The organism is Micrococcales bacterium (assembly GCA_009784895.1).
In the GTDB taxonomy this organism is placed as follows: domain Bacteria; phylum Actinomycetota; class Actinomycetes; order Actinomycetales; family WQXJ01; genus WQXJ01.
This window is the reverse complement of the sequence record WQXJ01000004.1, coordinates 20180-47170: the sequence shown is the minus strand read 5'-3', so window position 1 is coordinate 47170 and position 26991 is coordinate 20180. Positions and strand designations below refer to the sequence as shown.

The 26991-nt window shown below is 63.2% G+C and carries 21 protein-coding genes and 2 tRNA genes; 16 read left to right on the top strand and 7 right to left on the bottom strand.

The window, feature by feature from the left end; genetic code table 11:
• Positions 1-197 precede the first annotated feature (197 nt).
• Positions 198-8141, top strand: a complete 7944-nt coding sequence (locus FWD29_01465; protein ID MCL2802613.1) for a DUF4011 domain-containing protein — start codon at positions 198-200, stop codon at positions 8139-8141.
• 114 nt (positions 8142-8255) lie between these two features.
• Positions 8256-8993, top strand: coding sequence for a DUF554 domain-containing protein (locus FWD29_01460; protein MCL2802612.1), 738 nt, complete (start codon positions 8256-8258; stop codon positions 8991-8993).
• Between the two features lie 408 nt (positions 8994-9401).
• Here FWD29_01460 and FWD29_01455 read toward each other — a convergent pair whose 3' ends face one another.
• The gene (locus tag FWD29_01455; protein ID MCL2802611.1) at positions 9402-9647 is read right to left on the bottom strand and encodes a type II toxin-antitoxin system RelB/DinJ family antitoxin; all 246 of its coding nucleotides are present in this window, start codon (positions 9645-9647) and stop codon (positions 9402-9404) included.
• Positions 9648-9746: 99 nt separating this feature from the next.
• Complete coding sequence (locus FWD29_01450; GenBank protein ID MCL2802610.1) at positions 9747-10154, bottom strand: GNAT family N-acetyltransferase; 408 nt, start codon at positions 10152-10154, stop codon at positions 9747-9749.
• A 23-nt stretch (positions 10155-10177) separates the two neighbouring features.
• On the opposite strand from FWD29_01450, the gene FWD29_01445 reads away from it, so the two are divergent.
• The 4 genes from FWD29_01445 to FWD29_01430 all read left to right on the top strand — a co-directional run bounded on the left by FWD29_01445 (position 10178) and on the right by FWD29_01430 (position 12858).
• The gene (locus FWD29_01445) at positions 10178-10570 is read left to right on the top strand and encodes a metalloregulator ArsR/SmtB family transcription factor (GenBank protein ID MCL2802609.1); all 393 of its coding nucleotides are present in this window, start codon (positions 10178-10180) and stop codon (positions 10568-10570) included.
• On the top strand, positions 10567-11583 hold the full coding sequence (locus tag FWD29_01440) for a cation diffusion facilitator family transporter (GenBank protein ID MCL2802608.1): 1017 nt from the start codon (positions 10567-10569) through the stop codon (positions 11581-11583). Before FWD29_01445 ends, FWD29_01440 begins: the two co-directional genes overlap by 4 nt.
• Complete coding sequence (locus FWD29_01435) at positions 11570-12229, top strand: methyltransferase domain-containing protein (protein MCL2802607.1); 660 nt, start codon at positions 11570-11572, stop codon at positions 12227-12229. Before FWD29_01440 ends, FWD29_01435 begins: the two co-directional genes overlap by 14 nt.
• Before the next feature lie 86 nt (positions 12230-12315).
• Positions 12316-12858, top strand: coding sequence for a hypothetical protein (locus FWD29_01430; protein ID MCL2802606.1), 543 nt, complete (start codon positions 12316-12318; stop codon positions 12856-12858).
• Here FWD29_01430 and FWD29_01425 read toward each other — a convergent pair.
• Positions 12855-13715 carry an aldo/keto reductase gene (locus FWD29_01425; GenBank protein ID MCL2802605.1) on the bottom strand — a complete coding sequence of 287 codons (861 nt, stop codon included), beginning with the start codon at positions 13713-13715 and terminating at the stop codon, positions 12855-12857. The two genes, FWD29_01430 and FWD29_01425, sit on opposite strands and share 4 nt — an antisense overlap.
• A 249-nt stretch (positions 13716-13964) precedes the next feature.
• On the opposite strand from FWD29_01425, the gene FWD29_01420 reads away from it, so the two are divergent.
• The 3 genes from FWD29_01420 to FWD29_01410 all read left to right on the top strand — a co-directional run bounded on the left by FWD29_01420 (position 13965) and on the right by FWD29_01410 (position 15447).
• The gene (locus FWD29_01420; GenBank protein ID MCL2802604.1) at positions 13965-14657 is read left to right on the top strand and encodes an AzlC family ABC transporter permease; all 693 of its coding nucleotides are present in this window, start codon (positions 13965-13967) and stop codon (positions 14655-14657) included.
• Complete coding sequence (locus FWD29_01415; GenBank protein MCL2802603.1) at positions 14654-14980, top strand: AzlD domain-containing protein; 327 nt, start codon at positions 14654-14656, stop codon at positions 14978-14980. The genes FWD29_01420 and FWD29_01415 overlap by 4 nt, the downstream gene beginning before the upstream one ends.
• Positions 14981-15162: 182 nt before the next feature.
• Positions 15163-15447 (top strand): hypothetical protein, encoded by a 285-nt coding sequence (locus FWD29_01410; protein MCL2802602.1) that lies wholly within the window; start codon positions 15163-15165, stop codon positions 15445-15447.
• Positions 15448-15794: 347 nt separating this feature from the next.
• Here FWD29_01410 and FWD29_01405 read toward each other — a convergent pair.
• Together FWD29_01405 and orn are read right to left on the bottom strand one after the other, a co-directional pair.
• A tRNA-His gene (locus FWD29_01405) sits at positions 15795-15867 on the bottom strand.
• A 183-nt stretch (positions 15868-16050) separates the two neighbouring features.
• Positions 16051-16680 carry an oligoribonuclease gene (orn, locus tag FWD29_01400; protein MCL2802601.1) on the bottom strand — a complete coding sequence of 210 codons (630 nt, stop codon included), beginning with the start codon at positions 16678-16680 and terminating at the stop codon, positions 16051-16053.
• A gap of 43 nt (positions 16681-16723) precedes the next feature.
• Between orn and FWD29_01395 the strand changes: the two genes are divergently transcribed.
• The 7 genes from FWD29_01395 (at position 16724) to FWD29_01365 (ending at position 23528) form a co-directional block, all read left to right on the top strand.
• A tRNA-Arg gene (locus FWD29_01395) sits at positions 16724-16796 on the top strand.
• A gap of 30 nt (positions 16797-16826) precedes the next feature.
• Complete coding sequence (locus tag FWD29_01390; GenBank protein MCL2802600.1) at positions 16827-17087, top strand: hypothetical protein; 261 nt, start codon at positions 16827-16829, stop codon at positions 17085-17087.
• Between the two features lie 384 nt (positions 17088-17471).
• Positions 17472-19241 carry a hypothetical protein gene (locus FWD29_01385; protein ID MCL2802599.1) on the top strand — a complete coding sequence of 590 codons (1770 nt, stop codon included), beginning with the start codon at positions 17472-17474 and terminating at the stop codon, positions 19239-19241.
• Positions 19238-20605: a 50S ribosome-binding GTPase gene (locus FWD29_01380; GenBank protein MCL2802598.1), complete on the top strand. Its 1368-nt coding sequence runs from the start codon at positions 19238-19240 to the stop codon at positions 20603-20605. The genes FWD29_01385 and FWD29_01380 overlap by 4 nt, the downstream gene beginning before the upstream one ends.
• 183 nt (positions 20606-20788) lie before the next feature.
• Positions 20789-21424, top strand: coding sequence for a single-stranded DNA-binding protein (locus FWD29_01375; protein ID MCL2802597.1), 636 nt, complete (start codon positions 20789-20791; stop codon positions 21422-21424).
• A gap of 58 nt (positions 21425-21482) precedes the next feature.
• On the top strand, positions 21483-23165 hold the full coding sequence (gene ettA, locus FWD29_01370) for an energy-dependent translational throttle protein EttA (protein ID MCL2802596.1): 1683 nt from the start codon (positions 21483-21485) through the stop codon (positions 23163-23165).
• Between the two features lie 129 nt (positions 23166-23294).
• Positions 23295-23528 (top strand): PTS transporter subunit EIIB, encoded by a 234-nt coding sequence (locus tag FWD29_01365; GenBank protein MCL2802595.1) that lies wholly within the window; start codon positions 23295-23297, stop codon positions 23526-23528.
• On the opposite strand, the gene FWD29_01360 is transcribed toward FWD29_01365, so the two are convergent.
• Together FWD29_01360 and pepN are read right to left on the bottom strand one after the other, a co-directional pair.
• Positions 23525-24154 (bottom strand): mechanosensitive ion channel family protein, encoded by a 630-nt coding sequence (locus FWD29_01360; protein ID MCL2802594.1) that lies wholly within the window; start codon positions 24152-24154, stop codon positions 23525-23527. The genes FWD29_01365 and FWD29_01360 overlap by 4 nt on opposite strands.
• Before the next feature lie 219 nt (positions 24155-24373).
• Positions 24374-26950 carry an aminopeptidase N gene (pepN, locus tag FWD29_01355; protein MCL2802593.1) on the bottom strand — a complete coding sequence of 859 codons (2577 nt, stop codon included), beginning with the start codon at positions 26948-26950 and terminating at the stop codon, positions 24374-24376.
• Positions 26951-26991 lie beyond the last annotated feature (41 nt).

Genomic DNA, 26991 nt, shown 5'->3' with positions numbered 1-26991 from the left:
CGCCCTTACCAGCCGCAATGTCGGCAAGCCGAGCCACGCCCGGGTCGCCGCAGACTTGAGCTGCAACCCAGGCCCGGCCACCTTGGAATGGGGGATAGGCGGCTCGCCGGTGGCCAATTCGCCACCTAGATGGCCCACCTGAGATTACGATGGGCCAGTGGCTTCGAGCCGCAAGATTGGACAGGTTCAATAGGGCAATGACGACCAACCAGAGCGACGCCGAGCGGTTGGCCATGGGCCTTAGCGCGCTCGAAACAGCCCTCAGATCCATGGTCGAGGCGGCCTTGCCGTCATCTGCGCAGGACCCCTTGTGGGGACAGAACAGTCAGATCTTGCCCGGAACCTGGCCCGAGCAGCCAAGGCCAAAACCAACGCCCAGGCCAGACCCGCAACCAGGCCAAGAGCCCAGCGTCGGCTCGGCCCAGAACCTAGAGCAGTTGCTGCAGGCAATCGAAGCCCACACCAGGGTCATGCCGGCCTTTGGCCAGGAGTACCGAGCCATGGTGGGGGAGATTGTCCGCCAAGCCGGCCGAGTCTCCCGGCCAGATTCCATCACCCGCCGGCAGGCCGACCGCGCTTTGGACACTATGGCCCAGCTGGCCCAGGCGCTCAACTTGGACCAAGAGGTGGGCTTCTTGATCGGCTTGCTAGACGCCGGTGATGGGCATCAATCGCTTCCCTACCAGCCGACTCTGACCGATTTTGGCACCCAAGAGATCCCGGTAGTTGTCACTGTCGCCGAGCCGGCGGACCAGAAAGGCTCCCTGGGCCCAAGGCGCCGGCCAGACCCAAAGGCGGATTCGACAGCCAAAGAACGCCCAGACCACCAGCCAGGCGCGGCACCGGGCCGAAAACCGGTTGAGGGCTCCAGAGCCGCTTTGGGCCCGACTCCTGGCGGAGGTGCCGTGGGCGTCGACGCCGGTGCGGCTGTTGGTTCCGGTCCGGGCTCAGTGACGGCTAGGGGGCTGGCACCATTCGCCGAGCGTGAACTTGGTCCCGGTATCCGATCCTGCACAACCCAGTCGAACGGCGTGGTGGCTTATCTGGCCTATCGTGACGCTTTCAACTTGGCCCTCGCTTCCAACCGGGCCACGCCGCTGACCACTGTGGCCGTGGTCAACACCACCGATACCAGGACCAAGCCGGTGACGTTATCAGTTGTGATTGATGCGCCGGGCCCAAGAACTGATGAAGTCACTGCCCAGGTTGACATCCAGGTTGGACCGTTGGGGCCGGGGGAATTGTTGGAGTTGCCCGCCACCAGGCGGGTGATTTCGGTTGATCCGGCCGTATTTGGCGGGCTGAATGAGGCCGTCATGACGACAATCCGCCTAGGACTGGACGCCGGTGAGGCCAAGGCCTGGGGATCGGGCGTGATCCGGCTACTGGCCGCCAACGAGTGGTGGGCTATGTCCGTGCCAGAGGCCATTGCTGCTTTTGTCCGCCCCGAGGACCCGGCCATTGACGCAGTGCTCAGGGCGGCCAGCCAGCGCCTCGAGCAGAAGACTGGTTCGGCCAGCCTGAATGGTTATGAGTCGGGCCCCGAAAGGGTCATGGCGATTGCCGCTGCCATCTACGACGCTTTGGCCAGCCGCCGTCTGCTGCTGTCTGATCCGGCCGGGACATTCGAGGGCTCTGGCCAGCGCATTCGCACCCACTGGGAAGTTCTGCATGACAGGCGGGGCACTTGCCTGGATTTGACCTGCATTTACACCGCAGCTTTGGAGCGGGCTGGCATCCACCCAGTCATCGCCGTCACGGCGGACCACGCCTTCGCCGGCTTTCTGACTGAGGATGCCCAACTGCCGGTGGTGGCCGTCGAAGACAAGAGAACGCTGGCCTCGGTGGCGGCGTCGAGACGTTTGGTTGGGGTCGAGGCCACCGCCTTGTGTTTGCGCTTCCAGGCGCTGACCTTTGAGCAGGCCAGCACGATTGCCGCCAAGCATCTCCAATCCGGTCAGGACCAGATCACCTACCTGGTTGATGTCCATGCCGCCCACGGGGTGGTCAAACCTCTGCCAATCGTGGGCCAGCTGGGCCAGGCTGTCGCCGGGTTGCCGCCAGGCGCGGGTCTTCGTGGCCGCGTGGCCAAAGACGGCCCGGTCCACCCGCCACAGCCGCATCCGGCACCACAAGCGAGGCCGTCGCCGCCGGAACCTGCGCCAACCGCGCCACCCGAGCCAGCCCAGCCAACTGCGCCGCCAGTCCAAAAGCCCGAGCTAACCCGGCCACCGCAGTCAACCGAGTCAGATCGGCCGGCCCAGCGGCGTCAGCCTCGCCGGCCACCGCAGCCGCGCCGGTCGCCGCAGCCGCGTCAGGCCCGCCGGCCGCTGCCGCCAGACCAAACCTCTAAGCCGTCCGGGCCGCCTGCCCAGGTGCCGCCGTCGCCGCCACCTGCCCCGGTGCCGCCGTCGCCGCCACCTGCCCCGGTGCCGCCGTCGCCGCCACCTGCCCCAGCGAAGCCACCGGCATCAGCCAGTATTGCGCCCGATGCCGCGATCCCCAGCCGGGTGCAGGCCTGGCAGCGGGCGCTAGTCGATTCGTCAGACTGCAATCCGCTGACCAAACGCAGATCCGGCTTGACGGTGCCGCTGCATCTACCTGCCGCCGGCCTGGGCCGTTTGGGGTCCGTGGTCGCCGCCGGGCGCCCGGTCAAGCTATTGCCAAAGGACTCGTTAGCCCAGGCCAGCAGGCCAGGAGGCGGCGAAGGGTCCCAAATGGCGGACGGAGGGGGCCTAATTGACGCTCTGGAGGTCTCTGGCGTGGCTTATGCCACTGTGTCAAAAGGCGCTTTCGCGGCCAGGCTGAGGAGCCTTGACCGGCGCTCGCGCCTGGCCATGGAAGAGACCAGCCAGGCCAGCCTCTACTTGGCCCTTGGTGCGCTGCAATGGATGGAAGCGGACCGCCAGGGACGCGGCGACGCGCCGCTTTGTCTGGTGCCGGTTGATTTGACCGAGTCACGCAGTGGCCAGCACTTCGAAATGGTGTTGGATCCGGCGCGCCGGGCTGTCCCTAACCTCTGCCTGGCTGAGAAACTGCGGACAGTTTGGGGCCTGGAAATCCCAGCGCTGGCTCAGCTAACCGGTGACGAAGGCAGTCTCGAAGTTGAACAGATCCTGGAGGCGACGGGCCGGGCCATCGCCGGCTCCAGGTTCGACTGTTTCCGGGTCGAGCCAGTGGCCTACCTGATTTGCCTTCAGACCCACACCATGGATATTTGGCACGACTTGTCCATGAACTGGTCTCATTTGAGCCAGCGTGAGCCTGTTCACGGCCTAGCTCTGGGAGCCAACCAGACCGGGATGGCGACTCCCGCCACACCCTCCCTGCCAGAGGCCGGCGAGTTTGCCAGCTACCTACCTTTGGCAGCCGATTCAGGCCAGGCCCAGGCCGTTCGTTGGGCTGCCGGTGGCCATTCATTTGTCCTAGAAGGCCCGCCGGGGACAGGCAAATCTCAGACCATCACCAACCTGATTGCGCATTGCCTGGTGACGGGCAAATCGGTCCTTTTTGTGGCTCAGAAGCAAACTGCCTTGGACGTGGTCAAACGGCGCCTGGACTCGGTTGGGTTGGCGCCGTTCTGCCTGGACCTGTATGGCCGGCACCAGACCGTGGCGGCCGTCATAGACCAACTGCGCCGAGCCATCGAATTCACTCCGGGCACTTCACCTGGCTGGGACGTTGCCCTAGCGGCTCAGCGCGAAGAGGTGGCGCATTTGTCGCAGTACCCGCAGCGGCTGCACAGCCCGGGCCCCATGGGCAAGTCGGTTTGGCAGGCCCACCAGGATCTTCTGGGGGCTGCGGCCGTGGTCGAAACGCGTGGCCCAGACCCGGTCTTGACGGTGGGGCCTGAGGTTCTGCGGCAGGATCAGCGGTTGGCGGCGGTGGTCGAGGCGGGAGGCCGGTTGGCCCAAGACCTAGGCCAAATGGGCGGTTTGGTGGCAGATTCGCCTTGGCGGCTGGTTGGCGCGAATCTGTCCGTGGCCGGCCAAGTTGACACAAAACCGGCCGATGCCGGCCTGGAGCGGCGAGCGGCACAGCCTGGGCTTGACCTGAAGAGCCTGGCGCAGGCAGTTGAGGCTTTAGGGGAGGTGGCGTCCGGTCTTGAAGGGCCGGTTTGGCAACTAGCCTGTGCTGCGCGTGACCCAGCCGGGTTGGACGCCTTGGCCCAGTGGCTGGACACAATTGGGGCCAAAGACGCGTTAACACCGCGCCAAGTTGAGGGCATCGGGGCCGAAGAATGGCTGCGCACGGCTGAAGTGGCGACGAAACGATTGAGGCGTCTGCGTATCGAGTACAAACCCTTGCTGGAGTGGTTTGACCCTGAAGTGATTGGTTTCGAATGGGGTGCGGTGATTGGGCTGGCCCACCGGGCTGATTCCAGCCGAATTGGCAAGGCCAGGATGCGCCGGGAGATTGTGACCGAGCTCGAGGGCTATTGGCGTGATGCCGAAAACGTGCCGCTGAAGCAATTGACGGAGATACTGCAAGGCGCTGAGCGGGCCGAATTGGCCGTACTTGATGTCGAGGCGGCCCTGGCTGCCCTTCCTGGCATCGACCTGCCCAAACGCTGGAACCCTTATGTCGAGGCCGACTATTCGCAGGTCGAACAGTCGCTCTGGCTGGCAGAAAGAGCTGTGCGGGCAGGTTGGTTGCTTCGAGGCAACGGGTTGATCGATCAGGCGACCTTCGACCAGGCGGCCGAGCAAGTGAGGGACCAAGCCGGGCACAGGGCCCGGGGTTGGTCGGCTCGAGACGTCAAACGGACGGCTGAGGTCCTGCGGGAGTTGTTCAGGCTTCTAGATGTCACGCCGGAGCGGCTGGAGCAGTGGCGAGGCAACCAATCGCTTCTCGATCAGATTGTAAACAGGCTTGATGACTGGCAGGCCGATCTGGAGAAAGGCGCGCCGCGGCTGGCGGCCTTCCTTCGGGTTCGCCGCGAATTGGACCGTCTGGCTCAACTGGGTGTGCAAGGGGCCGACCAAGTTCTCGACCAAGGCGCCGTCGATGGCGGCCAGCTAGACGAAATGATCCAGGCGGCGATCGCTCAAGCCACCCTAGTTGAGCGGTTGGATGGCACCGGTTTGCGAGGCTTCGATCCAGTGGCCTATCAGGGGCGGGTTGATCGGTTCATCACCCAGGCGGCTGATCTGCGCCAACGTCTCTGTACTGAGCTGCCGGCCCGAATCGTGGCGGCCCGCAACTTTGACGGCGATGTTTCGTTCGCCCAGATCGGCGAGTTGTTCTCTCAGCTGGCTCGGCGGCGAGGGGGGCTCACCTTCCGTCAACTGTTAGAGGTTGGCGGACAGGAGGTGCGCAAGCTGGTGCCCTGTTTCTTGATGAGCCCGGCCTCGGTGGCTCGCTACTTGCCCGGCGATCTTGAGGGCTTTGACGTGGTCGTCTTCGACGAGGCTTCCCAGATCCGGGTGCCGGAAGCGATTGGCGCCGCCGGGCGTGGCCAGGCCGTGGTGGTGGTTGGGGACTCGAAGCAAGCGCCGGCCTCAATTGGCTCAGTTTCGGCTGAACAGAACGCCTCAGATCCGGCCAGTTCTGGCCGGGAGGAGGCTAGCTTGGTTCCGGCCGCCGAGGACTCGATTCTGGTCGAGGCGGCCCGGCTGGGTTGGCCAAAGCTCGACCTGACCTGGCACTATCGATCACTCGATGAGTCGTTGTTGGCCTTCTCCAACACCCAGTACTACGGCGGGCGTTTGGCGACGTTCCCCAGCCCTCCGGCCGATGCCGGTGCGCCGCGCGGAGTCGTGTTGCGGCGGGTCACTGGCACTTGGGAAAACGACGTTACCGGGGTGGGTGGTGTCAACCGGTCTGAGGCCTACGGCGTGGTGCACGAGCTGCGCGATCAACTGGCGTCGCATCCTCAGTGGACCTTTGGAGTGGTGGCGTTCAGCGATCAGCAGCGCGATCTGATTCTGGATTTGCTGGACGAGGTACGCGTGTCTGATGCCCGGCTTGATTCGGCCCTGAGCCGGACCGACGCGCCGTTGTTTGTCAAGAACCTGGACAGTGTCCAAGGCGATGAGCGCGACGTCATCATTATGACCTTGGCGGTGGCGCCAGATGGCGAGGGACGGGCGCCGTCCAATTGGGGTCTGCTGACCCGGGTGGACGGCGAGAGGTGGCTGAACGTAGCGGTGACCAGGGCTCGCCGCCAGGTGGTGGTTTTGACCTCGTTCGACCCCACTGGTTGGGACTTGTCGGGTTCGAGTTCGCTGGGCCTGGCCCACCTTAAGGACTACCTCCTGGCGGCCGAACACGGCCAGCGCTGGCTGGTAGGGGCGGATAAAGCACCTCAGGATTTGCACCAGGACCAGGTGGCGGCGGCGTTGAGGGCGGCTGGCCTAGAGGTGGTCGAAAACTATGGGCTGTCGAGCTTCCGGGTCGACTTGGCGGTCAGGCGCGAGGGGTCGCCGTCTTGGGTGGCGGTCATGCTTGATGGGCCCAATTGGGCCAGGCGGCCCAGTGTGGGCGATCGCGACGGGCTGCCAGCTTGGATCTTGGCTGGGCAACTCGATTGGTTGGCGGTCCACCGGATTTGGCTGCCTGCCTGGCTGAAGTCACCGCAAAGCGAGGTCGAGGCAATTGTCAGACTAACCAACCCCGACCCGACCCCACCCATTTCCCGCGAGTCCGAGCTTTCGCATGACCCCGAGGTGCCACCGCCATCCCCGACTGATTTGCCTGTTTCCCGCGAGTCCGAGCTTCCGCAGCCGATGTCGGCTGACTTTGAGCCACTACCCGAGTCTGAAGTTCCACAGCCACCCCCAACTGATCTGCCCCTTTCCCGCGAGACCGAGCTTCCGCATCAACCCTCAACTGACCTGCCCCTTTCCCGCGAGACCGAGGTTCTGCAGCCGGTGCCGGCTGGGTTTGACCTACCCCCCGAGTCCGAGGTTCTGCAGCAACCCCCAACTGATCTGCCTGTTTCCCGCGAGTCCGAGGTTTCGCAGCAACCTCCAACTGATCTGCCTGTTTCCCGCGAGTCCGAGGTTTCGCAGCAACCCCCAACTGATCTGCCTGTTTCCCGCGAGTCCGAGCTTTCGCAGCAACCCCCAGCTGATCTGCCTGTTTCCCGCGAGTCCGAGCTTCCGCATGACCCCGAGGTGTCACAGCCATCCCCAACCGATCTGCCCATCTCCCGCGAGTCCGAGCTTTCGCATGACCTTGAGGTGCCACCGCCATCCCCAGCTGATCTGCCTGTTTCCCGCGAGACCGAGCTTTCGCAGCAATCCCCAACTGATCTGCCTGTTTCCCGCGAGACCGAGCTTCCGCATCAACCCTCAACTGACCTGCCCCTTTCTCGCGAGTCCGAGCTTTCGCATGACGCCGAGGTGTCACCGCCATCCCCAGCTGATCTGCCCCTTTCTCGCGAGACCGAGCTTCCGCATGCCCCCGGCACGTCGCATGAGACCGAGGTTCTGCAGCCGATGCCGGCTGACTTTGGACCGCCACCGGTGGCCGAGGCAGAGCCCAGTTCGCAAGATCCAGCGCAACCCCCGACCGCCACCCCGGCCATTGACCACGACTCCGCTGTGCCACAGGCCTTAGAGGGCCCAGAGCGAACCGCTGACACCCTAGTCTTCAAGGCCGCCGCCGAGCAGGCCGGCCACCGACCAGAGGACATGGTCAGCCGTTCCAAAAAGGAGGTCAGCCCGGTAGGCCAGGTCGCCATCGCGGTGGTCAGCGAAGAAGGCCCAGTCGTGGCTGACCGGCTGATACGGATCGTGGCGGCGCGCTTCGGCATCGGGCAAATGACCGATGAACAGCGCAAGTCCCTTCGCAAGTCCCTGCCGGTGGGGCTACTCCACGCCGCTCAAAACGGCGACTCAATCGCCTGGCCAGCTGGCGTTGACCCTCCCAGCTACGCCGGTTTCCGCGTGCCGGGTGACAGGCGGCAGCTCGACGAAATCCCGTACCACGAGCTGCGTAATGCCATGATCGAGGCCGTGTGCCGTGACCCAGGTAAGGGGCGTGACGAAACCTTTGCCAGGACCGCCAGTGCTTTTGGCGTCCAGATGGACTCCGAGGCGCGCCAGCGGCTGGACGGCGTATTGGAGGGCGCGCTCAGAGAGGGCCGTCTGGCGGTCGAAAACGGCCTGGTTACCGAAACCGAACAGCCGGTCTGAGCCGTGCCGATGACGCGAGTTCAGGCCTTGGCCGGGCCAAGTGGCCACCCAGATGATCCCACCAGGCAATTGGCTTGTGGTGCCAGGCCTGGGCTCGGTGGTTGACTGTAGATCATGTTCATCGGGGCGGGCACGGCCATCAACGTGGCGACGGTGATCGTTGGCAGCCTGATCGGCATGGCAGCGGGCCACCGGCTGCCGGCGCGCAGCCGGGACATAGTCACCCTGGTCCTAGGCCTGGTCACGCTGGTGATTGGCGGAATGTCAGTGGCTTCGGGGATGTCGGCGGCCTTCGCGGAAGAGGTTGGCGCCAACGCCCGGCTGCTGGTGGTCTTGGGTGCATTGCTGGTAGGCGGGCTGATTGGTTCCGGTGCACGCCTTGAGCAACGACTGGATGGCTCGGCCGCCTGGCTGCGCACCAAAGTTGCCAAACGTGCTGATGAAAGCACCTTTATCGAAGGCGCTGTGACAGCCACCCTGATCTTCTGCGTTGGCCCGCTGGCCATTTTGGGTTCAATTTCTGACGGCCTAGGAACGGGCGCCGAACAGCTGATTGTCAAAGCCATCATGGATGGTTTTGCCGCCATTGCCTTCGCTTCTCGATTTGGCATTGGCGTGATGGCTTCGATTATCCCGCTGACCATCTACCAGGGGTTGCTGACGCTATTGGGCTTCTGGTTGGGCGACTTTTTGCCCATCGGTTACGTCGATGCGCTGACGGTCACAGGCGGCGTTATTCTGCTCGGTTTGGGCGTGCGGCTGGCGGGGATCAAGAAGGTTCCGATCGGCGACCTATTGCCTGCCCTGATCGTGGCGCCTTTGTTGGCGGGGTTGGTGGCCTGGTTGACCTAGGGCGCGGGCGGCGCGCTTCTTGCCCGATGCCGGCTGCCGGGCCGGGTGCTTTGCTCACACTGATCGTCGAATCAGTCAGACGGATCGGGCTGTGCTTGGCTCCGGCCAATGGCGAGCACCCTTGCCAACGAACATGACACCTCATGCACCTGTTCGTCGGTCAGATTCCCGACCCTGTCGCCGAGCTCATCCTGACTGACGGTGAGTAACTTGTCTGCCATCACGTAGCTGGTCTTGTTCAGTCCGTTTGTCGGAGTGGGTTCCACCGAAACGCGCGACGGTGTCCCTCTTCGGTTGAACGACGTGAGTAGGCACACGATCACCGAGTCGAAACCCGCAAAGTCGTGTTGCACTAGGACCACTGGACGGGCCTTTGACGCGTATCGCCCGTCATGGAGGGTCCAAATGTCACCTCGCTTCATTGAGCACCTTCCGAGACAGATGGGAGGCGAATTCAACGGCGTCCTCCTCGGTCTCGAGCAACTCGACACTCCGGTCGAGGCGCACGTCGAAAGGGAAGCCGCGGTGCTGGTTAAAAGCAGCCACAAACATACGCATAGCGTCTGCCGGGGTTGTTCCCAGCTGCTTGGTGGTTTCCCGAAAGAGCCGGTCCTGAGACTCTTCGACCCTCGTGGCAAGCTGAACGGTACTCATTGTGGCCTCCTGCTAACGATTGCATGCAAATGATAGCAGCTGGTAGTGCTTCCGGTGGGTGCTCTTGGCCGATGCCGGCTCCCGGACCGGACTGGTGCCTCACGGCTTGCGGGGGACTGCGAAGAGAGTGCCGACTACTTGGTAGCCCAGCTTCTGGTAGTACGGATCGACGTCACTGGTGATGTAGACCTCGACCCCGGGATGGTCGCCGCGGACCTGTTCAATCAGGCTTTGGCCGTAGTGAAGTCCGCGGTGTTTTTGGTCAACCAGCAGGTCGAGGATGTAGACGCCATAGCCGGAGTCGTCGCGGCAGCGGGCGTAGCCGGCGAGTTCGTCCCCTGCGAAGAGCAGGTAGACGATAGACGATGCCAATGCCTTGGCGTACTTCTGCCGGTTGGCGCCCCGCCAATAGTCTTGCCACTCGGCGCCTTCGCCTTGTATCAGCCGGAAGAGGGCGTCTTCATCCTTGGGTCGGTAAGCCCGAATCTGGGTCTTGTGCGCATCCACAATAGTCATGTTAGCATATGCGCATGAACGAATGTCCGCCCGCCGGGGACGGCCGAACCCGCCTGGATGATGATCTGGCTAGTTTGACGGCCGAGGTCTTCCGGTTGCTGGCAGACGGGACACGTATCCGGCTGTTGTGGGCCTTGACCGGCGGCGAACTGACGGTTTCCAACCTGGCCGGGGTTGTGGGCAAGCCACAGCCGTCCGTCTCGCAGCATCTAGCCAAACTGCGCATGGCGCGTTTGGTAAGAGCCCGTCGGGACGGCGCCAGGATCTACTACAGTCTCGAAAACGCCCACGTTGAGCGGTTGGTCACCGACGCTGTCCAAAACGCTGAACACGCCATGCCCGGTGTTCCCTCCCACCACGTCGATGACGCCGCCGCCCCGGCCGTCGAAGGTGACAACCCGTCATGACCGGCGGTTTAGCAGCCGAGGCCCGGCCAGGCAGGCCAGGCCGCAAGCACGGCCACGGCGGCCGGTGGCATCGACTCGGTCATCGCATCAGGCCACATTCACACGCCGTCTCTACGCCCCGAAACGACCCTCTGACGAAAACGACCGAGGGCATCCGGGCCGTCAAAGTGTCGCTGGCCTGGTTGATGGCCACTGCCTTGGCCCAATTGGTCGTTGTGTTCCTTTCTGGGTCTGCGGCCCTCCTGGCCGACACCTTGCACAACTTCTCCGACGCCCTAACAGCCGTGCCACTTTGGATCGCTTTTGTCTTGGCCAGGCGCCGCCCCACCAAGCGGTTCACCTATGGCTACGGCCGGGCCGAGGATATTGCCGGGCTGCTGATTGTCGTCATGATTGGTCTGTCCGCTGTGATCGCCGCTTGGCAGGCGATTGAGCGGCTGTCGAATGCGCAGGTGATGACCCACCTTGGGTGGGTCGCAGGCGCGGGCCTGGTGGGTTGTTTGGGCAACGAGCTGGTGGCTCGGTACAGGATTCGGGTGGGCCGCCGGATCGGGTCGGTCGCACTGGTAGCCGACGGCTACCACGCCCGGACTGACGGCGTTACTTCACTGGCGGTGACTCTGGGCGCGTTCGGGGTCTGGCTGGGATTACCCCTGGCCGATCCGATTATTGGCTTGCTGATCGCGCTTGCCATTGCGGCGGTGTTCTTCGGGGCAGGCCGCGATGTGCTGCGGCGAATAATGGATGGAGTCGATCCGGCCCTGGTGGAATCGATCGAGGCGATCCTGAACCAGGAAACCGGTACCGAAAACGGAACTGTTAGAGCTCGCTGGCTTGGCCATGAACTGACCGCCGAGGCAACGGTGGTCACCAATCCCAACCTGACACTGGGTCAGGCCAGTGACCTGTCTGATCACCTCGCCGCTACGGTGCTGAACGGTGTTCCGGAACTGGACAGCGCCATCGTCCATGTCAAAGCCAAACCCGCGGAGGTGCCCAATGCCACAGCCTAAGGCCAACCGGAGAGCGCACCGGCATTGGGGGCGCCGCCACCACGCCAGCCGGGCCATCGACTTTTCGGCCGGGGCGGACCAATACGATGCCGGCCGCAAGGGGAGGCTGGCTGACCGTTATTACCGAGCCTTGATCCGCGTTGCCGGCCCCAACCTCAGGCCGGGCGACCGCGTGCTCGATGTCGGTTGCGGCACTGGCCGGCTGCTAGCCCAGCTGGAACGGAGCTTTGGGATCACGGGGATTGGCGTGGACCCGTCGGCTGCCATGGTCCGGGTGGCCCGGGCCGCTTGCCCGGATATGGAGATCCTGGCGGGCTCCTGCGGCGCCCTGCCCGTTGAGGATGCTTCAGTCGACGGGATCGTCGCTTGCCTGGCCTACCACCACTTCGATGACCGGGCCGGTTTTGTCAACGAGGCCAAACGAAGCCTGGGGCCTGGAGGCAAGGTCTACCTGGCGGAACCAGTCATTCCCGCGGTGATACGCGCGCCGGTGAACGCATTCCTGCGGCTGGCACGGTTCCGGGAGCGGCTACTAAGCCCCCAGGGGCTGGTCGAAGAGCTGCGCGGTCTTGGTCTCGAGGCTGGCCTGGCCTTGAAGAAAGGTGCCGTCTGCGTGGTGGTGGCGTCTGCGCCTTCCTCGACTTGATTGCAGCACGCCTGCGCCGATGCCGGGTAGTCCGTTGGCGCCGCGCTCACCGGTGAGCCTTGTCCGGCAGGTCCTAAGCTTGAACGGTGTTTTGGCTGGCGCTGGCGGCGGTGGTTGTGCCGACTGTGGTTTGTGTAGTGCTATCAGCGGTCGCCGGTTGGGACCGGACAATCACCATTTCGCGCCATGTGGCTATGCGCCGGGCCTCGGTGGTGGTCTTCGCGGTTGTCGAGACCACGGCCAATCTGGCGCTGGCGCTCTATGTGTGGCAGGTGCTCTACGGCCAGTCGCGCCTCTGGCTGGTGAACTGCCTGTTGATCAGCGCAATCCAGGTCCTCGTGGTGGTGGCCGCGCTGATTCCACACACCTCCGGCTGGCGGGTTCGGGTTCACCGGCGGGCGGCCTGGCGGGCGGTGGCCGGCTGCTTCATCTTGTCGTATTTGTTGGTGGCGCAAGCCTGGCTGCGGGGGACAGGCTGGCTGATCGGAGTGACAGCCGCCTACGCGGCTTTCATGTTGGTTCTGCTGGCGTTGTACCGCAGCGAGCTGCTGGCCAGGAACCTTTTGTACGCCGAGTTTGGCGTGTTTGTTGGCTTCGGCGGGGTGGTTTTGGCCTTCGGCCTGGTCTAGGCGGCGTCCAATAACGCCAGCTCAGTGTCGGTCAGAACCAAATCTGCCGCCAAAGCCGAGTCCATGATGGTTTCAGGCCGCGATGCCCCGGGGATCGGGATTACATGCGGCCCCTGGGCCAACGACCAGGCCAATCCAACCTGTTGTGGCGAAACTCCGTGCGCGGCGGCAACCTGCTGGAAGACGCCATGGGTCGCGCCAAACGACTTAGCCGACCTGATTCCGCCAAGCGGACTCCACGGCAGGAAGGCAATACCCAGGCGAGCACATTCATGCAGCGTGTCCAGGGTCGAACGGTAGGCCGGCGAGAATTCGTTTTGGACGGCCACCATTTGAGGGCCCACAATTGCTTGTGCCTGGTGGATTTGTTCGACCGAGGCGTTGGAGATGCCGGCTTGCTGAATGACTCCTTCTTGGAGGAGTTGAGTTAACGCACCGAGCGAATCCTCATATGGCACGGCAGGGTCGGGGCGGTGGAAGTAATACAGACCAATCGACTCGACTCCAAGGTCGCGGGCTGACTGTTTGGCTGCCGCCACCAGGTAGCTTGGATCGCCATTCTGGGTCCAGCTGCCGTCGCCCGGCCTGAGGTGTCCGCCCTTGGTGGCAAGCAATACTTCGTCAACGTTGCCGGTCCACGAGGCCAGGGCCCGGGCGACCAAACGCTCGTTGTGCCCAACTTCGCCCGCGTTCAGGTGGTAAGAGTTGGCGGTATCGATGTGCCGGACACCGGCATCCAAGGCCGCGTGGATGGTGCGAATGGCCTGTTCAGGCTCGGGTCGTCCCTCAATGGACATGGGCATGGCCCCCAACCCGATGGCGCCAACCGAGAAGTCGCCGATTTTCCGTTGCTGCATTGTTTTCTCCTTGTTTGTCCTGGCACTCGACCTGCGGCGAGGGGATCTTCGCCGTGCTGGTCCGCCTTGGCTCGCTCTGCGCGACCAAGCCGCCACCTACGTTAGTGCCTACCACCCCCGCCCACCGGGTGACCCCGCCCGAAAGCCAACTGGCCGGCGCCATCGGCCAAGGCTGGCGCAACGACCGGCCAAAAATGCCTTGGCGACAACGCGCCCCTCAAGGGTTGGCGCAAACTAGGATGGCGTTTCGTGCCGAAACGGGAGCATCTATCGCAGTCGCTGCGCGCGGCCCTACCGGTGATGCTCGGTTATTTGGTGATTGGCATACCCTGCGGTGTGCTGAGCGCGTCAGTCGGCATGAACGCCCTGCAGGTGCTGCTCCTGGCGGTCTTGTTCTATTCCGGCGCCGGGCAGTTCATGATCCCGAATATGTGGATCGCGGCCAATCCGATCGCTTCGATTGTGGCAAGTGTTTCGCTGGTCAACACCCGGCAAATTCTTTACGGCGTGTCCTTGGCACGGCACTGCCAAAACACCGACAAGCGACTGACCTACTTGTTTGCCGCCAGTGTGACCGACGAAAGCTTTGGCGTGAACACCCACCAATTTGCGTCGCGAGAGTGGTCGGTGGGACGGGCCACACTGGTCAATTTGTTTTCGCAGACCTCATGGACGGCCAGCTGCGTGGCCGGGGTTTTTGTTGGTAATGCCCTGGACATCCCTTTGCCGATTGCGTCCTTCGCCATGACGTCAATCTTCATCTGCCTGCTGTTGATGCAGCGGCGGTCGTTTGGGACCGTGTTAGCCGCCCTGGTCGCGGCCGGCGGGGTGGTGATGGCAAAGCTGGTTGGTCTGGGTGGAGCGGCCATACTCATCGGTGCCTTGCTTGGGGTAGCAGGCGCGATGGCGGCGACTTCAGTTCGGCAGGAGTGGCGCAGTTGACCTGGACCAGTTTCTCCATAATCTTCGCCGGCTGCGCCTTGTCGATGTTGGCCTGCCGGGTATTGCCCGTCTTTTTGCTTCGGGGTAGAAAGCTGCCACCGCAGGCGGAGAAGACAATTGGTTTCATCCCGCCGGCAGTGTTTGCCGCTCTGGTGGCGACCGACCTGTTTAATCCCGGTGCCCTGGCTTCGGGCGAGCTGAGCGCCTTCTTGCCGTTGCTGGCGGCCATTCCGGTGTTCCTAATCGCCTGGTTGTCCCGGTCACTGGTGTGGAGCGCGGTGGTCGGCGTCACCGCCTTCGCCATCCTCTGGGCTGTCTTTTGACCTGAGCCATGGTTGAGTGCCCAGGCGGTTGGCCTTGGACTGGTTGGCAGGGGCCGTATCGGGATGCCAACCAACGAACAGAAGACGGAGCGCATTTGCACGTCAAGAAAAGCTCAAATCGTCACTGTCGTGGTGCCGAAAGCCTGCCCCACCAAGCCCGGTTGGCATGGTAGTTAATTGAGGTGAAGAATCCTAAAGCTCCGGTAAATGCCTCAGCGTTGATGTCGATGGCGGCCCGCGACGCCACCGGACAGGACTACGCCAAGGCCCTGGCCGCTGCACTGGGCGGCCAAGAACCATGGCTCTCGACACCCAGCCCCGGAGAAACCGCCCGCTGGTTGGAAGCCGCTGGCTGGCGTGGGGTTCGTGCTGTCGAGGAGGCCAATGCGGTTCCGGTCGGGTTCTGGGACCGCCGTGACGCACTTCAACCAATGCGGCTGGTTCGCCTGATCCACGCCACCCGCTGAGTCCGGGCTGGAGTTGAGGCCGGGCAGAGCTTACTCGCCAATGACTGCCGTCTCATCTCCGAAATCAAGGCCCAGTGGCGGTTTGGCTAACCCTCAGCCAGTTCGCCACTCAAGCCGGCACCTCCCGCCCGTCGGTGGTTCGGCTGGTGGGGCGGTCATCCGAGGGCGTATTCGCTCTTGGGTACTGCTACACACGCCACGTTTGAGAACCTGGCTGATGGGGTCAACTCCAGCAGCGGTGTTTGGGCAGGTGGAAAGTGGAACGGCAGATCTGGGCTCGGGGACTGTGGATGGGGCCGTGGGGGAGGCGGTTCATGGAACCGCAGGTTCAATCTTGAACACTCAAGGGTGGCTGACGGGACTTGAACCCGCGGCCGCCTGGACCACAACCAGGAGCTCTACCAACTGAGCTACAGCCACCATGGCGCTGGCCGCTAGGCCAAGGCCGGTGATGGAGTCTACCGGTTTTGCTGGCGGGCTGACACCGCCAGCGCCCGTCACCGGGCGAGCCAGACGGGTTGGCCCCGTTTGGCTGAGCGTCGTGGCAACTACCGGACGACGCGCTGCCGGCCCGGGCACACGGCATCGGGCAAGGGTACGGGCTTAGCCGCGAACTGAGGTCTCGGCGATTTGGGCCGCGATGGCCCTGGAGGTGTCGGTATCTGGGCCCGGCGATTCGGCGAAGAGGGCTTGTCGGTAATAGCGCAGCTCGTCGATGGAGTCGAAAATGTCACCCAGCGCCCGGTGGCCGCCGTGCTTTTCCGGGGCGGCGAAATAGGCCCTTGGATACCAACGCCGGGCGAGCTCCTTAATGGACGACACATCGATGGTCCGGTAGTGCAGAAACCGACCCAGTTTGGGCAAATCCCGGTCGATGAAGCCGCGATCAGTAGACACCGAATTGCCGGCCAAAGGTGCCTTTCCGGCGTGCGGCACATGAGAGCGGACATAGGCCATGACCTGGCGTTGGGCCTCGTCTAGAGCGAGGCCAGCATCAAGAGCGTCCAACAAACCCGAAGTAGTGTGCATCCGCCGGACAAAGTCCGACATCTGGTCGAGGGCGGCCTGCGGCGGCTTGATGATGATGTCCAGGCCCTCGCCCAGGGTCCCCAGGGTCGAATCGGTCACAACAACGGCGATCTCGATCAAGGCATCGGCCGTCAGGTCGAGGCCGGTCATTTCACAGTCGACCCAGACAATTGGGCCGGTCACGCCGTGTTCGGGAACGCTCATTCTTCAACCCTACCTGCGTGGGTTAGGCTGACTGGGCGCCCATGCCCCCGTAGCTCAGTGGATAGAGCACTGGACTTCTAATCCAATGGTCGAAGGTTCGAATCCTTTCGGGGGCGCGTTGTGATGTCTCGGGACATAGGAAACCGGTGAACCCACGAAACGTGGGTTCGCCGCGTTTTTGTCTAGCCTTGTGGTTGATAGTTCCTGGTGGGATCGAGTACGAGTTCGCGGAGTATTTCTCCGGTGGCGGTGGCCACGATCGTAACGTCGAGGTTTTGGATCAACATGGTGATGTGGGTTCCGGCGTGGGGTCGGCCAACACCAATGTGGTAGAGCTTGCCGCCGTGACGGCCGGCACGGATCTGCCGCGACTTAGCATCAAAGCAGCTGGGCCGGCCGTGACTTAGTGCAAAGACAGGTCGGGGTTTTGAGGCCGCGGTGGTGACCAGGCCAGACGCGTGTCCCCCGAAAGTCGCACCTGTTTCTGTGCAAGGTCGTGGTGGTCTGGGCTGCTTTGATACAAGGTCACGGCGAGTCGACCTGCTTTGGTGCAAGGTCGTGGCGGCCTGGGCTGCTTTGATACAAGGTCGCGGCGGCCTGGGCTGCTTTGATACAAGGTCACGGCGAGTTGACCTGCATCGGTACTAGGTCAGTCAGCGCCGCAGCCGCCAAGCCGCTACAAAGGTGCCTAGGAGCGATGGCGAATCAGCCAGCGCCACCCGGGCTTGGGCCCAATCACTGCCTGCCGGGCGCGCATCGTTGCACAAGGCCTTGATGTAGGCAAAACTTGGATGATGCGGCCTGAGCAGGGCGACGGCGCCACGCTTGAAGTGGTCAGCGCGCTTCGCAGCGAACTGGACGCCGTGACATTCCCTTTTCCCTCGATAGCCTCGGCTGAGGCTCGCCTGGCGCAGGACCAATTGCGGTACTACCTGGATCATGAGCTGTTGCCTCGGCTGCGTCAAGTGGGCGAACCGAAGGTTATTGGTGTGGCCGGACCGACCGGTACCGGCAAATCAGTTGTGGCCAACACCCTGGCGGGGCAGGATCTGGCGACAGTTTCGGCTCTGCGACCGACCACAGCCCAACCGCAAATCCTGGTCAGGCCGTCGACGGCGGCCCTCATGGCCGGCCACCCAGCCTTGACCCAAAGCGCGCTTTGCCTGGGAGATGAGGTGCTGCCGGGCCGGGCGGTCCTAGACCTGTCCGATCCTTTCGCGGCCGGAAACCCAGACAATTTGGACCAGGTGGAGTTGCCGGTCGACTGCTGGATTGTGGTGGCCAGTGGTCTGCGTTACGGCGATGCACTGGTTTGGGATCTGCTCGGCGCCATCATGCCAGCCCAGGTGCCGACACTTTTCCTGATCAACCGGTTGCCCAGGGAGTCAGTCGACGTGGTTGTGGCAGACGCCAAGCAGATGCTGGCTGATCGGGGCTGGCCGGACTTGCCGGTTATGACAGTGCTGCGAGCCAAAGGCCCTGTCACCGCCCTCGACACGGTCGCTGCTGAGCCAATTCAGAGCTGGTTGGCGGAACAAGGCCTCGACCCATGGCCGCAGGCCGTGGACAACGTCAGTTCGATTCACGAGTCAGTTGTCAGAGCGCTAGACAAGACAAAACGCCTGGTTAGAGCGGAAAAGGTGCATCAAGCGACCTTGGACTTGCTGCGCCAGGCGACCGATGAAGCCACCGCCGAGGTGGTCAACCAGGCGGCTCAGGCCCTCCGGGCGGCCGTCGATGCAGGCGGCGCCGCCACCAGCGCCGCGCTGGCCGCCACCGCGCCTAAGGCCGCTTTGGGCGCCGGAAACGGGCCCACCGCCAACGCTGACGCCATCGAACCCGAGGCCCAGCTGCGACTGATTTGGGAATCAGAGACCGAGGGGCTGATTGCCTTCATCGACCAGCACAAGGAGCTGGCGCCGCATGCGGCGGTGGCAGAAAAGGTCAGGCTGGCGCTCGACCGGCTCGAGCAGCCCTTGGCCCAGGCGGTCAAACAGGTGGCAGACCAAGTCACACGGCGGGCGCGCCGCCGGGTTGTTGGGCTGTGGCAATCAGGCCAGGTGCCGGAAGGTACCCGCGCGCTGGCCCAGCCGGGGGGACTGCTCCGGCCCGATGACGGCCCCAGCCAGGCCAGCAAAACCAGTCACCCTCGCCATTGGTTGCGTTTGAGGCCCGGTGACAACGACCCGCATCTGCTCTGGAGGCGACACCTGGCCAGCCGGCTAGCCGAAACCGGGGACGAGACCATTGTGCTCGCCACCAAAGCACTAACCAAGGACGGAATGGCCCGACTAGTCCAGGCAGTAGCCCTGGGCGCGGACAACGCTGCGGTCTACCTTGAGGCCCTGGCACCAGACCGCGTCAACGACCTGGTTAGACTTGGACTTGAGGCCCAGGCTCGAGCCTTGGCCGGGGCCGTTGACCTGGACTTAGCCCTGTTTGGCGAAGCCATCGAAACGGCCACGGCTCAGCCGACGGGCCTGTCCGGCCTGGCCCGCCGTCTGTCCCTATGCGCCAAGACGGTCGACGCTATCCCGGAGGTGGTGGCAACAACACCATGAGCGGAATCGAACCCCTGCGCCAAAGGGCCAACCGGTTGTACCAGCTATGCGATTTGCTGACCAAGCGCCTAGGGGACGAGGCCTGGTCAGGTTGCCCCGAAAGCTTGGCCGGCGTCATCGGGCGCCTTGAGCGAGGCGTTGACCACACCCTGGTGGCGTTGGTTGGTGGCAGTGGCTCGGGCAAGTCCTCACTTTTCAACGCACTGGCCAAAATGGAGTTTGCGCAGGTCGGGGCACTGCGGCCGACAACGACTAAGGCTAACGCCTGCGTTTGGGGGCCCGGCGCGGCGCCGCTGCTGGAGTGGGCCGGGGTCAACCCGGATGACACCATCCAACGCGATTCGGTGCTCGAACCGGAGCTGGGGGAGTGGGGCGGCATGATTCTGGTTGATCTGCCGGATTCGGATTCAGCCGATGTTGAGCACCACAAGGTGGCCCAGCGGATACTGCCCTTGGCGGACATTTTGATCTGGGTGACCGACCCGCAGAAGTACGCCGATCCAGGCTTGCGTGAACTGTTTCTGCCCTCAGCCTTGGAGCAGGTCAGCCGGGTCAATTTGGTGGTCTTGAACCAGGTCGATCAGTTGTCCCAGGCCGATGCCGCCCCGGTGAGCGAGGCTTTGACCTCGCTTTTGGAGTCAGGTGGGTGGGCCAACCCCAAGCTGCTGGTCACCTCGACGGTGACGGGTGAGGGGATCGAGGATTTGCGCTCAGTCTTGGTCGAACGGACGGCGGAGGAGACTGTGGCGGCCCGGCGAGTAGCCGGTGACCTGGCCCGGGAGGCCGGCGAGGTGTTGGCTCAGGCGCCTTTGGCGGAATACCTGGGCGCAGATCAAATGGCCGCTTACGGCCAGGGCCTGGCGGCGGCGGGGAAAACGGTGGCCGAGGCCCTAGAGGCGCTAGCGCTCGACGGCTCGCCGGAGCCATTTTCGCCTGGGTTGGTCGAGGTGACAGCAGCCGAAGTGCGCCCGCTGGTCAAAGGCTACATCGGGGCTGCCACCGCCGTGTTGCCCGAGCCGTGGCAGGATGTCGCGGCACTGGCCACTGCATCGGCGGCCAACCTCGCCACCAGGCTGAACGAATCTTTGGCGGACCTTAGCCAGCCTGCCAAGCCAGGTTGGCTGAGCCGACTTTTTGGCGGGGCTGGTGCCAGGGAGAAATGGCGGGCGGCCTGGCTGGTCAAGGTCAAAGGCTCGGTTGTGACCGTTGTCGAAAAGGCGCTGAGTGATCCGGTGAACTATGCCCTGTCAGATCTGAAAGACGTCGCCGCCGAGTTGCGCTCCTTGGCCAGCTCGCCCGGGGGCCTTGGTGGTGCCGAAACCGGCCAGGCACCCGATCAGGGATCCGCCGAGGTTACCGGCTAGCGACCCGGCTAGGCCACCGGCTCCCGACCAGAGGCAAGTCTGGGTTGTCGACTGATAACGTCCGGCAAACCGGTCCTCCACAGGCGAGGCAGCGGTGGTCGTCTAGGCGTCGGTGGTCCACGCAATGATGCTTGGCGATAGGCCGGCGTGGGGCCGGCCGCAGCCAAACTTTTGGGAGAAAAAATGGAAAACGATGTGCGGGTGACGGTCAATGGCTGGGTCTCGTCCGAGCCGCAGTTGCGAGCGGGACCAAATGGCGACTTTATGACCTTCAGGATGGGGTCAACGCCGCGCTACCGCCAAGCCGACGGCGAGTACGCCGAGCTGAAAACCGAGTGGTTCGACATCAAGATCCGGGGCAAAGCCTTGAGCAACAACGTGCGCCATTCGGTGCGCAAGGGCGACCCGGTGATTGTGGTTGGCCGGCTGACAAGTCACCAGTGGGAGGCCAAAGACGGTTCAACCAATTGGGCCATGCAGGTCCAAGCTGATCTGGTGGGCCATGACCTGCGCTGGGGAGACACTCGTTTCACCAAAGTGGCCATGGCGGCCCACCGTCGGGGCCCGGAAGGGCAGGATCAAGCGGCAGGGCAAGACCAGGTGGATGATCTTGCCCGTGGCGGACCAGCCGGTGGCACAGGCGGCAGTCCCGTTAGCGGGGCCGAGGGCGAGCCGGCCGGCCTAAGCCCCGGGGCTGCCCTGGCTCCAACCCAGCCCGGGCAGGAAATGCCGGGCCAAGTTGGTGGCCAGGAGGCGCCAACACGGCGCCAGCAGGGCCCCGAAGGTCAGGTGGCTGCTCAGGCGCCGCTGGCGGCCTAGGGGGCCACCAATCGCCTAGATGCGACTTTGGTTCAGCGACTGGCCGTATCCTTATGCGGTGCCTGAATTCATTTACGTAATGAAACGTGCCCGTAAGGCCCACGGTGACAAGTTGATTTTGGACGATGTCACCTTGGCGTTTTACCCGGGAGCCAAAATTGGCGTGGTTGGGCCCAATGGTGCTGGCAAATCCTCGGTTTTGAGGATCATGGCTGGCTTGGACGTGCCATCGAACGGCGATGCCACGCTGACCCCTGGTTACAGCGTTGGCATGCTGCAACAGGAACCATCGTTGGATGACTCGACCACGGTTTTGGGCAACGTTGAGCAGGGCGTGGCCCAAATCAAGGCTCAACTTGACCGCTTCAACCAGATCAGCGAGCAATTAGCTGACCCCGAGGCCGACTACGACAAGCTGCTGGCAGAAATGGGAGAGCTTCAAGAAAGCCTTGACCACGCTGGCGCCTGGGATCTCGACTCGCGGTTGGATCAGGCCATGGACGCGTTGCGCTGTCCGCCGCCTGACACACCGGTCAACGTCCTGTCGGGGGGCGAGAGGCGGCGAGTGGCGCTGTGCAAGCTTCTATTGGAGCAGCCCGATCTGCTGCTCTTAGACGAGCCGACTAACCACCTTGACGCTGAGTCGATCCAATGGCTGGAGCAGCACCTGGACAAGTATCCCGGCGCCGTCTTGGCGGTCACCCACGACCGCTACTTCCTTGACAATGTGGCTGAGTGGATTTTGGAGCTTGATCGTGGCCGGGCTTATGCCTATGAAGGCAACTATTCGCTTTACCTGGAGAAAAAGCGCGAGCGGCTCGAGGTCCAGGGCCTAAAGGACGCCAAGCTGGCCAAGCGCCTGGCCGAGGAGCTGGCCTGGGTGCGCCAAAACGCCAAAGGCCGCCAGGCAAAGTCCAAAGCCAGGTTGCAGCGTTATGAAGAAATGGCGGCCGAGGCCGAGCGGACCCGCAAACTCGACTTTGACGAGATCCAAATCCCACCGGGCCCGCGCCTGGGTTCGATAGTCCTGGAGGCCTCAAAGCTGCGCAAGGGCTTTGACGACAGGGTTCTGGTAGACGGGTTGTCTTTCACCTTGCCCAAGAACGGCATTGTCGGGGTGATTGGGCCCAACGGGGTGGGAAAGACAACCTTGTTCAAGGCCATAGTGGGAGAGGAACCGCTTGACGGTGGCGACCTCAAGATTGGCGAGACGGTCAAAGTGGCCTACGTTGACCAGGGGCGCAGCGGGATTGACCCGAAACGTTCGGTCTGGGAAGTGGTCAGTGACGGGCTGGACTACATCCACGTTGGCCAGGTCGAAATGCCATCTCGGGCCTATGTCTCGGCCTTTGGGTTCAAGGGCCCCGACCAGCAGAAACCGGCTGGCGTGCTGTCAGGCGGAGAACGCAATCGGCTCAACTTGGCCATGACCCTAAAACTAGGTGGCAACCTGTTGTTGCTGGACGAGCCAACAAACGACCTAGACGTTGAGACACTGGGTTCGCTCGAAAACGCCCTACTGGAGTTCCCGGGCTGCGCCGTGGTGGTCTCTCACGACCGCTGGTTCCTAGATCGGGTGGCCACCCACATCCTGGCCTGGGAAGGCACCGATGAGGACCCGAGCCGTTGGTTCTGGTTCGAAGGCAATTTCGCCGCCTACGAGGCCAATAAGGTGGACCGTCTGGGGCCCGAGGCGGCCAGGCCGCATCGGGTGACTCATAGGCGCTTGCGGAGAGACTAACCGTGGCGGCGAAGGTTTTTCGCTCGCCTGGAAGTTGGCGAATAGTGCGCATCGACGGCCAGAAGCTACTGCGGGGAAAGATTCACCGGCCCCCTAAACTGGCGGTGGTGCCAACTAAGGAGGGCTCAATTGAACACGGCTGAGCTGGTCCTACAGCATCTTGGTGGCCGGGACAACTTGGTCAGGGTGACACCGGTCCAGGCGCATCTAAGGGTTGAGCTAAAGGACGCCAGCCTGGTTGACGAGGCTGCCTTGAAGTCCCTTGGCGCCTATGGCGTGGTCATCTCTGGCCGAGTGGTCCAAGTCGTGCTTGGCGCAAAGTCAGGCCAGCTAGCGGCCGAGATCAGCGCCGCCACAGGCTAACTGGTCGCCGCCTCGCCGGTGGCTGGTGGCCGGTGCTGGGAGGAGTTGCCGATTCGGGTGACAGTGCCGTTGGGCACATACCAAATAACGCCGTCATCATCCCTCAGTGTGGTGATGCGCAGAGACATCGACACGACCTTGCCGCTGGCCTGTTCGGCGTCGACCTGGTCGCCAATACCGAATTGGTCCTCGGCCAAAATGAACATCCCGGCAATCATGTCTTTGACCATCGACTGCGCACCCAAGCCAACGCCAACGCCTAATACGCCCAAAGTGGTAATAATCAGGCCCATCGACACACCGAGCCGCTCCAGGACCAGGCAGATCGTCAAGATCCAGACCACGGCTTTGACCGTCGAATGCGCCACCGAACCCAGGGTCTTGATCCGGGCCTCTCTGCGAGCTTGGTTGTGGGCTCGCTCGGCTTCGCTGACATCGCCATCCCCACCTAGCGTCCACGGTTTGGCTGCCAACCTCTTAACAGTGTGACCGATAACAGCGTGGGCAATGGCTAAGACAACCAGCGCCCCCAGCAGATAGAGCACCACCGCCAGCGGGTCGCCAATTAACCAGCGAGCCCACTCCGGCCAGTCAGTGGCGAATTCGGGTGTTGCCAAGTAAGTCATTAGAGTCTCCTTATTGCCGGGCTGGAAGACCGGTGAGTAACACCCGTTTCCTAGCCTGAAACTGTGTTGTCCTGCCGCGTTTGCCGATGTCAGCGCGAGGCGCCAACCGAGTCGACTGAGGCCGCGGGACCCGGCTCATGGCCAAGCCCCCGGGGGCGTTTAGGCGGCATGGGCTCCGGCCCAACCACCGAAGCTACTCTAGCGCCCGTGGCGAGCTTGTCAGACCACGTCCCCAAGCCGGCCGGCCAGTGACGCCCCTCTGGCTGCGTCGCAAGCCTGGGCGGCCAAGGCTCGCTGAACACCTGACATGCCCTCTACCACCAGCCGCCTCAGTGGTGGCTTGCGGTCACCCAATGCGGCCAAGAAATCACTGGTCAAGGCCAAAACGTCGACTTCGGGGTCGTTCAGAAGCCAAGCCGGGTAGAGGCCCTCAGCCACATTGGCGGCCATCTCACCACTGCGGGCATCCCAAACCCGTTCGACCGAATCAAAGTAGGTCTGGGCGAAAGGCCGCAACAAGCTGCGGTCAACCACCCGGCCAAAGCCGTCGATCAGTTGACGTTGAGTGGCGTTGGCGGTGGCCGGGTCCTCCACGGCCCGCAGCCAGGCCGCGGTTTTGGCTTCGCTATTGGGCAGCGCTGCGCGAAGGGCCGCGGCCTGCTCACGACCTGTCGCGGTTGGGTCGGCCGCCAGCTGGGCGTCGATGGCTACCTCGCCTTGGCGCCCGGCCGCTATCAGCGGCATTAGCAGCTCCCAGCGCAGGTCGGTGTCGATCGACAGCCCAGGAAGGCTACGCTGACCGTTCAGCAGCGCTTCGACCAGGTCAAGGGCCGCAGGGTCTTGGGCCTGCCGGGCCAGTGTTTTGATCAACAAGAGCTGACTGTCTGATCCCGGACCGGCCGCCTCAGCCAGGCTCGCCAGTCTTTGAGTCGCATGACGCAGCTGGTCTAGGCGCCTGGCCGGATCGACGTACCAGCGCAGACAGGTGTCCAACTGACGCAGCAGGATCTGGCGGGCGGTGGCATGGGACTCGTTGCCAATGCTACGCAGAACCGCGCGGACATAACCCGAGGCCGGGTACTCGCCATCGCGCACGGCGTCAAACAAGGCTCCCCAGATCACCGCCCTGGCCAGCGAATCGTCGACTTGCCAAACATGGAGAAGGGCCACTTCAAACGAAGCCGGGTCGAGCCGGATCTTGGAGTAGGTCAGGTCACGGTCGTTTAGCAGCACCAGATCGCCGGCCTCGCCATCGAGCAGAAGACTGACGCCGTCAGGTGGCACGTCAATCTCGCGATTCCAGATCCGGGTCAGTTGGCCGCCCGCCAGGCCGAAGCCGCCCAGACCCATTCGATGGGGCCGCAGCGTGGGGTGTTCCTTTGGTGCTGATTGCCGGATGCTCAGTGTCTGGCCGGTCAACTGGCCGGTCATAGTGTTGACACCGGCGGTCTTGAGCCACTTTTCAGACCACTGGCCAAGGTCTCGGCCTGAGGCCAGAGCCAACTCGGCCAGCAGATCGGCCAAAGTGGTGTTGGACCAGGCGTGCTTGGAGAAATAGGAGCGCAAGGCCTCAATGAAGGCGTCCTGGCCAACCCAGGCGACCAGCTGGCGCAGCACCGAAGCGCCTTTGGCGTAGGTGATGCCGTCGAAGTTGTTTTGGACATCATCAAGGTCTTCGATAGGGGCCAGGACTGGATGGGTGGTTGGCAGCTGGTCCTGGCGATAGGCCCAGAGCTTTTCCGAATAGGCGAAAGTGGTCCAAGCCTGGCGCCATTCGGTCACGGCCACAGCGGCCAGATGCGAGACAAACTCGGCGAACGATTCGTTCAACCAGAGGTCGTCCCACCAGCGCATAGTCACCAGATCGCCAAACCACATATGGGACAGCTCATGCAGAATGGTGATGGCGCGCCGCTCAAGACGGGCCTGAACTGGTACTGAACGGAAAACATAACCTTCCGTGATGGTGACCAGGCCGGCGTTTTCCATGGCGCCAAAGTTGTATTCCGGGCAAAAGACCTGGTCGTATTTGGAGAACGGGAAGGGGAAATCGAAGGTCGGCTCAAAGAAACCAAAACCTTGTTTGGTGGTGGCAAAGATATTGGCGGCGTCGACGTGTTGGGCCAGCGAGGCGCGGGCGTACAGACCCAGCGGAATTGTCCGGCCATCGGTCGAGGTGACCTGGTCGTGCCAGGCGGCCAACGGGCCGGCGCAGATGGCAGTCAGGTAAGAGGACAGTTTGGCCGTGGGCTCAAAATGGTGGATTTGGTTTTGGCCGCCAGCTGTGGGTTCAACCAGGCGGGCTGGCTGGTTTGACAGCACCGTCCAGGACTTAGGCGCCCAGACAACAAAGCTGAAGCTAGCTTTGATATCGGGCTGTTCGAAGACCGCGAAGACCCGCCGGGCGTCGGCTGGTTCGAACTGGGTGTAGAGATAGATTTCCTGGTCAACTGGGTCGACAAAGCGGTGCAAGCCTTCGCCACTGTGAGAGTAGGCCGGCCGGGCTTTGACCACCAACCGGTTCTGGGCGGCCAAGGCTGGCAGGGTAATCCGACAGTCTTGGAAGACCTTGTCTACTTCAAGTGCCTGGCCGTTGAGTTCGACCGAAGTCACTTCTGGGGCGATCAAGTCGATGAAACTGCTCGCTCCGACCTGGCGGCAGCCAAACTCCACGGTGGTGACCGAGTCGAATTGGGCGGCCCCGCCGGTTAGATCCAGTTCGACCCGATATGTCACTGTGTCGATCAGTTGGGCTCGGGCTTGGGCCTCGGCTCGGGTCAAGTTGCTGCCTGGCACCGGTTGTGTCTCCTAGTCGCTTGGTCTGGCTGCCGATCCGC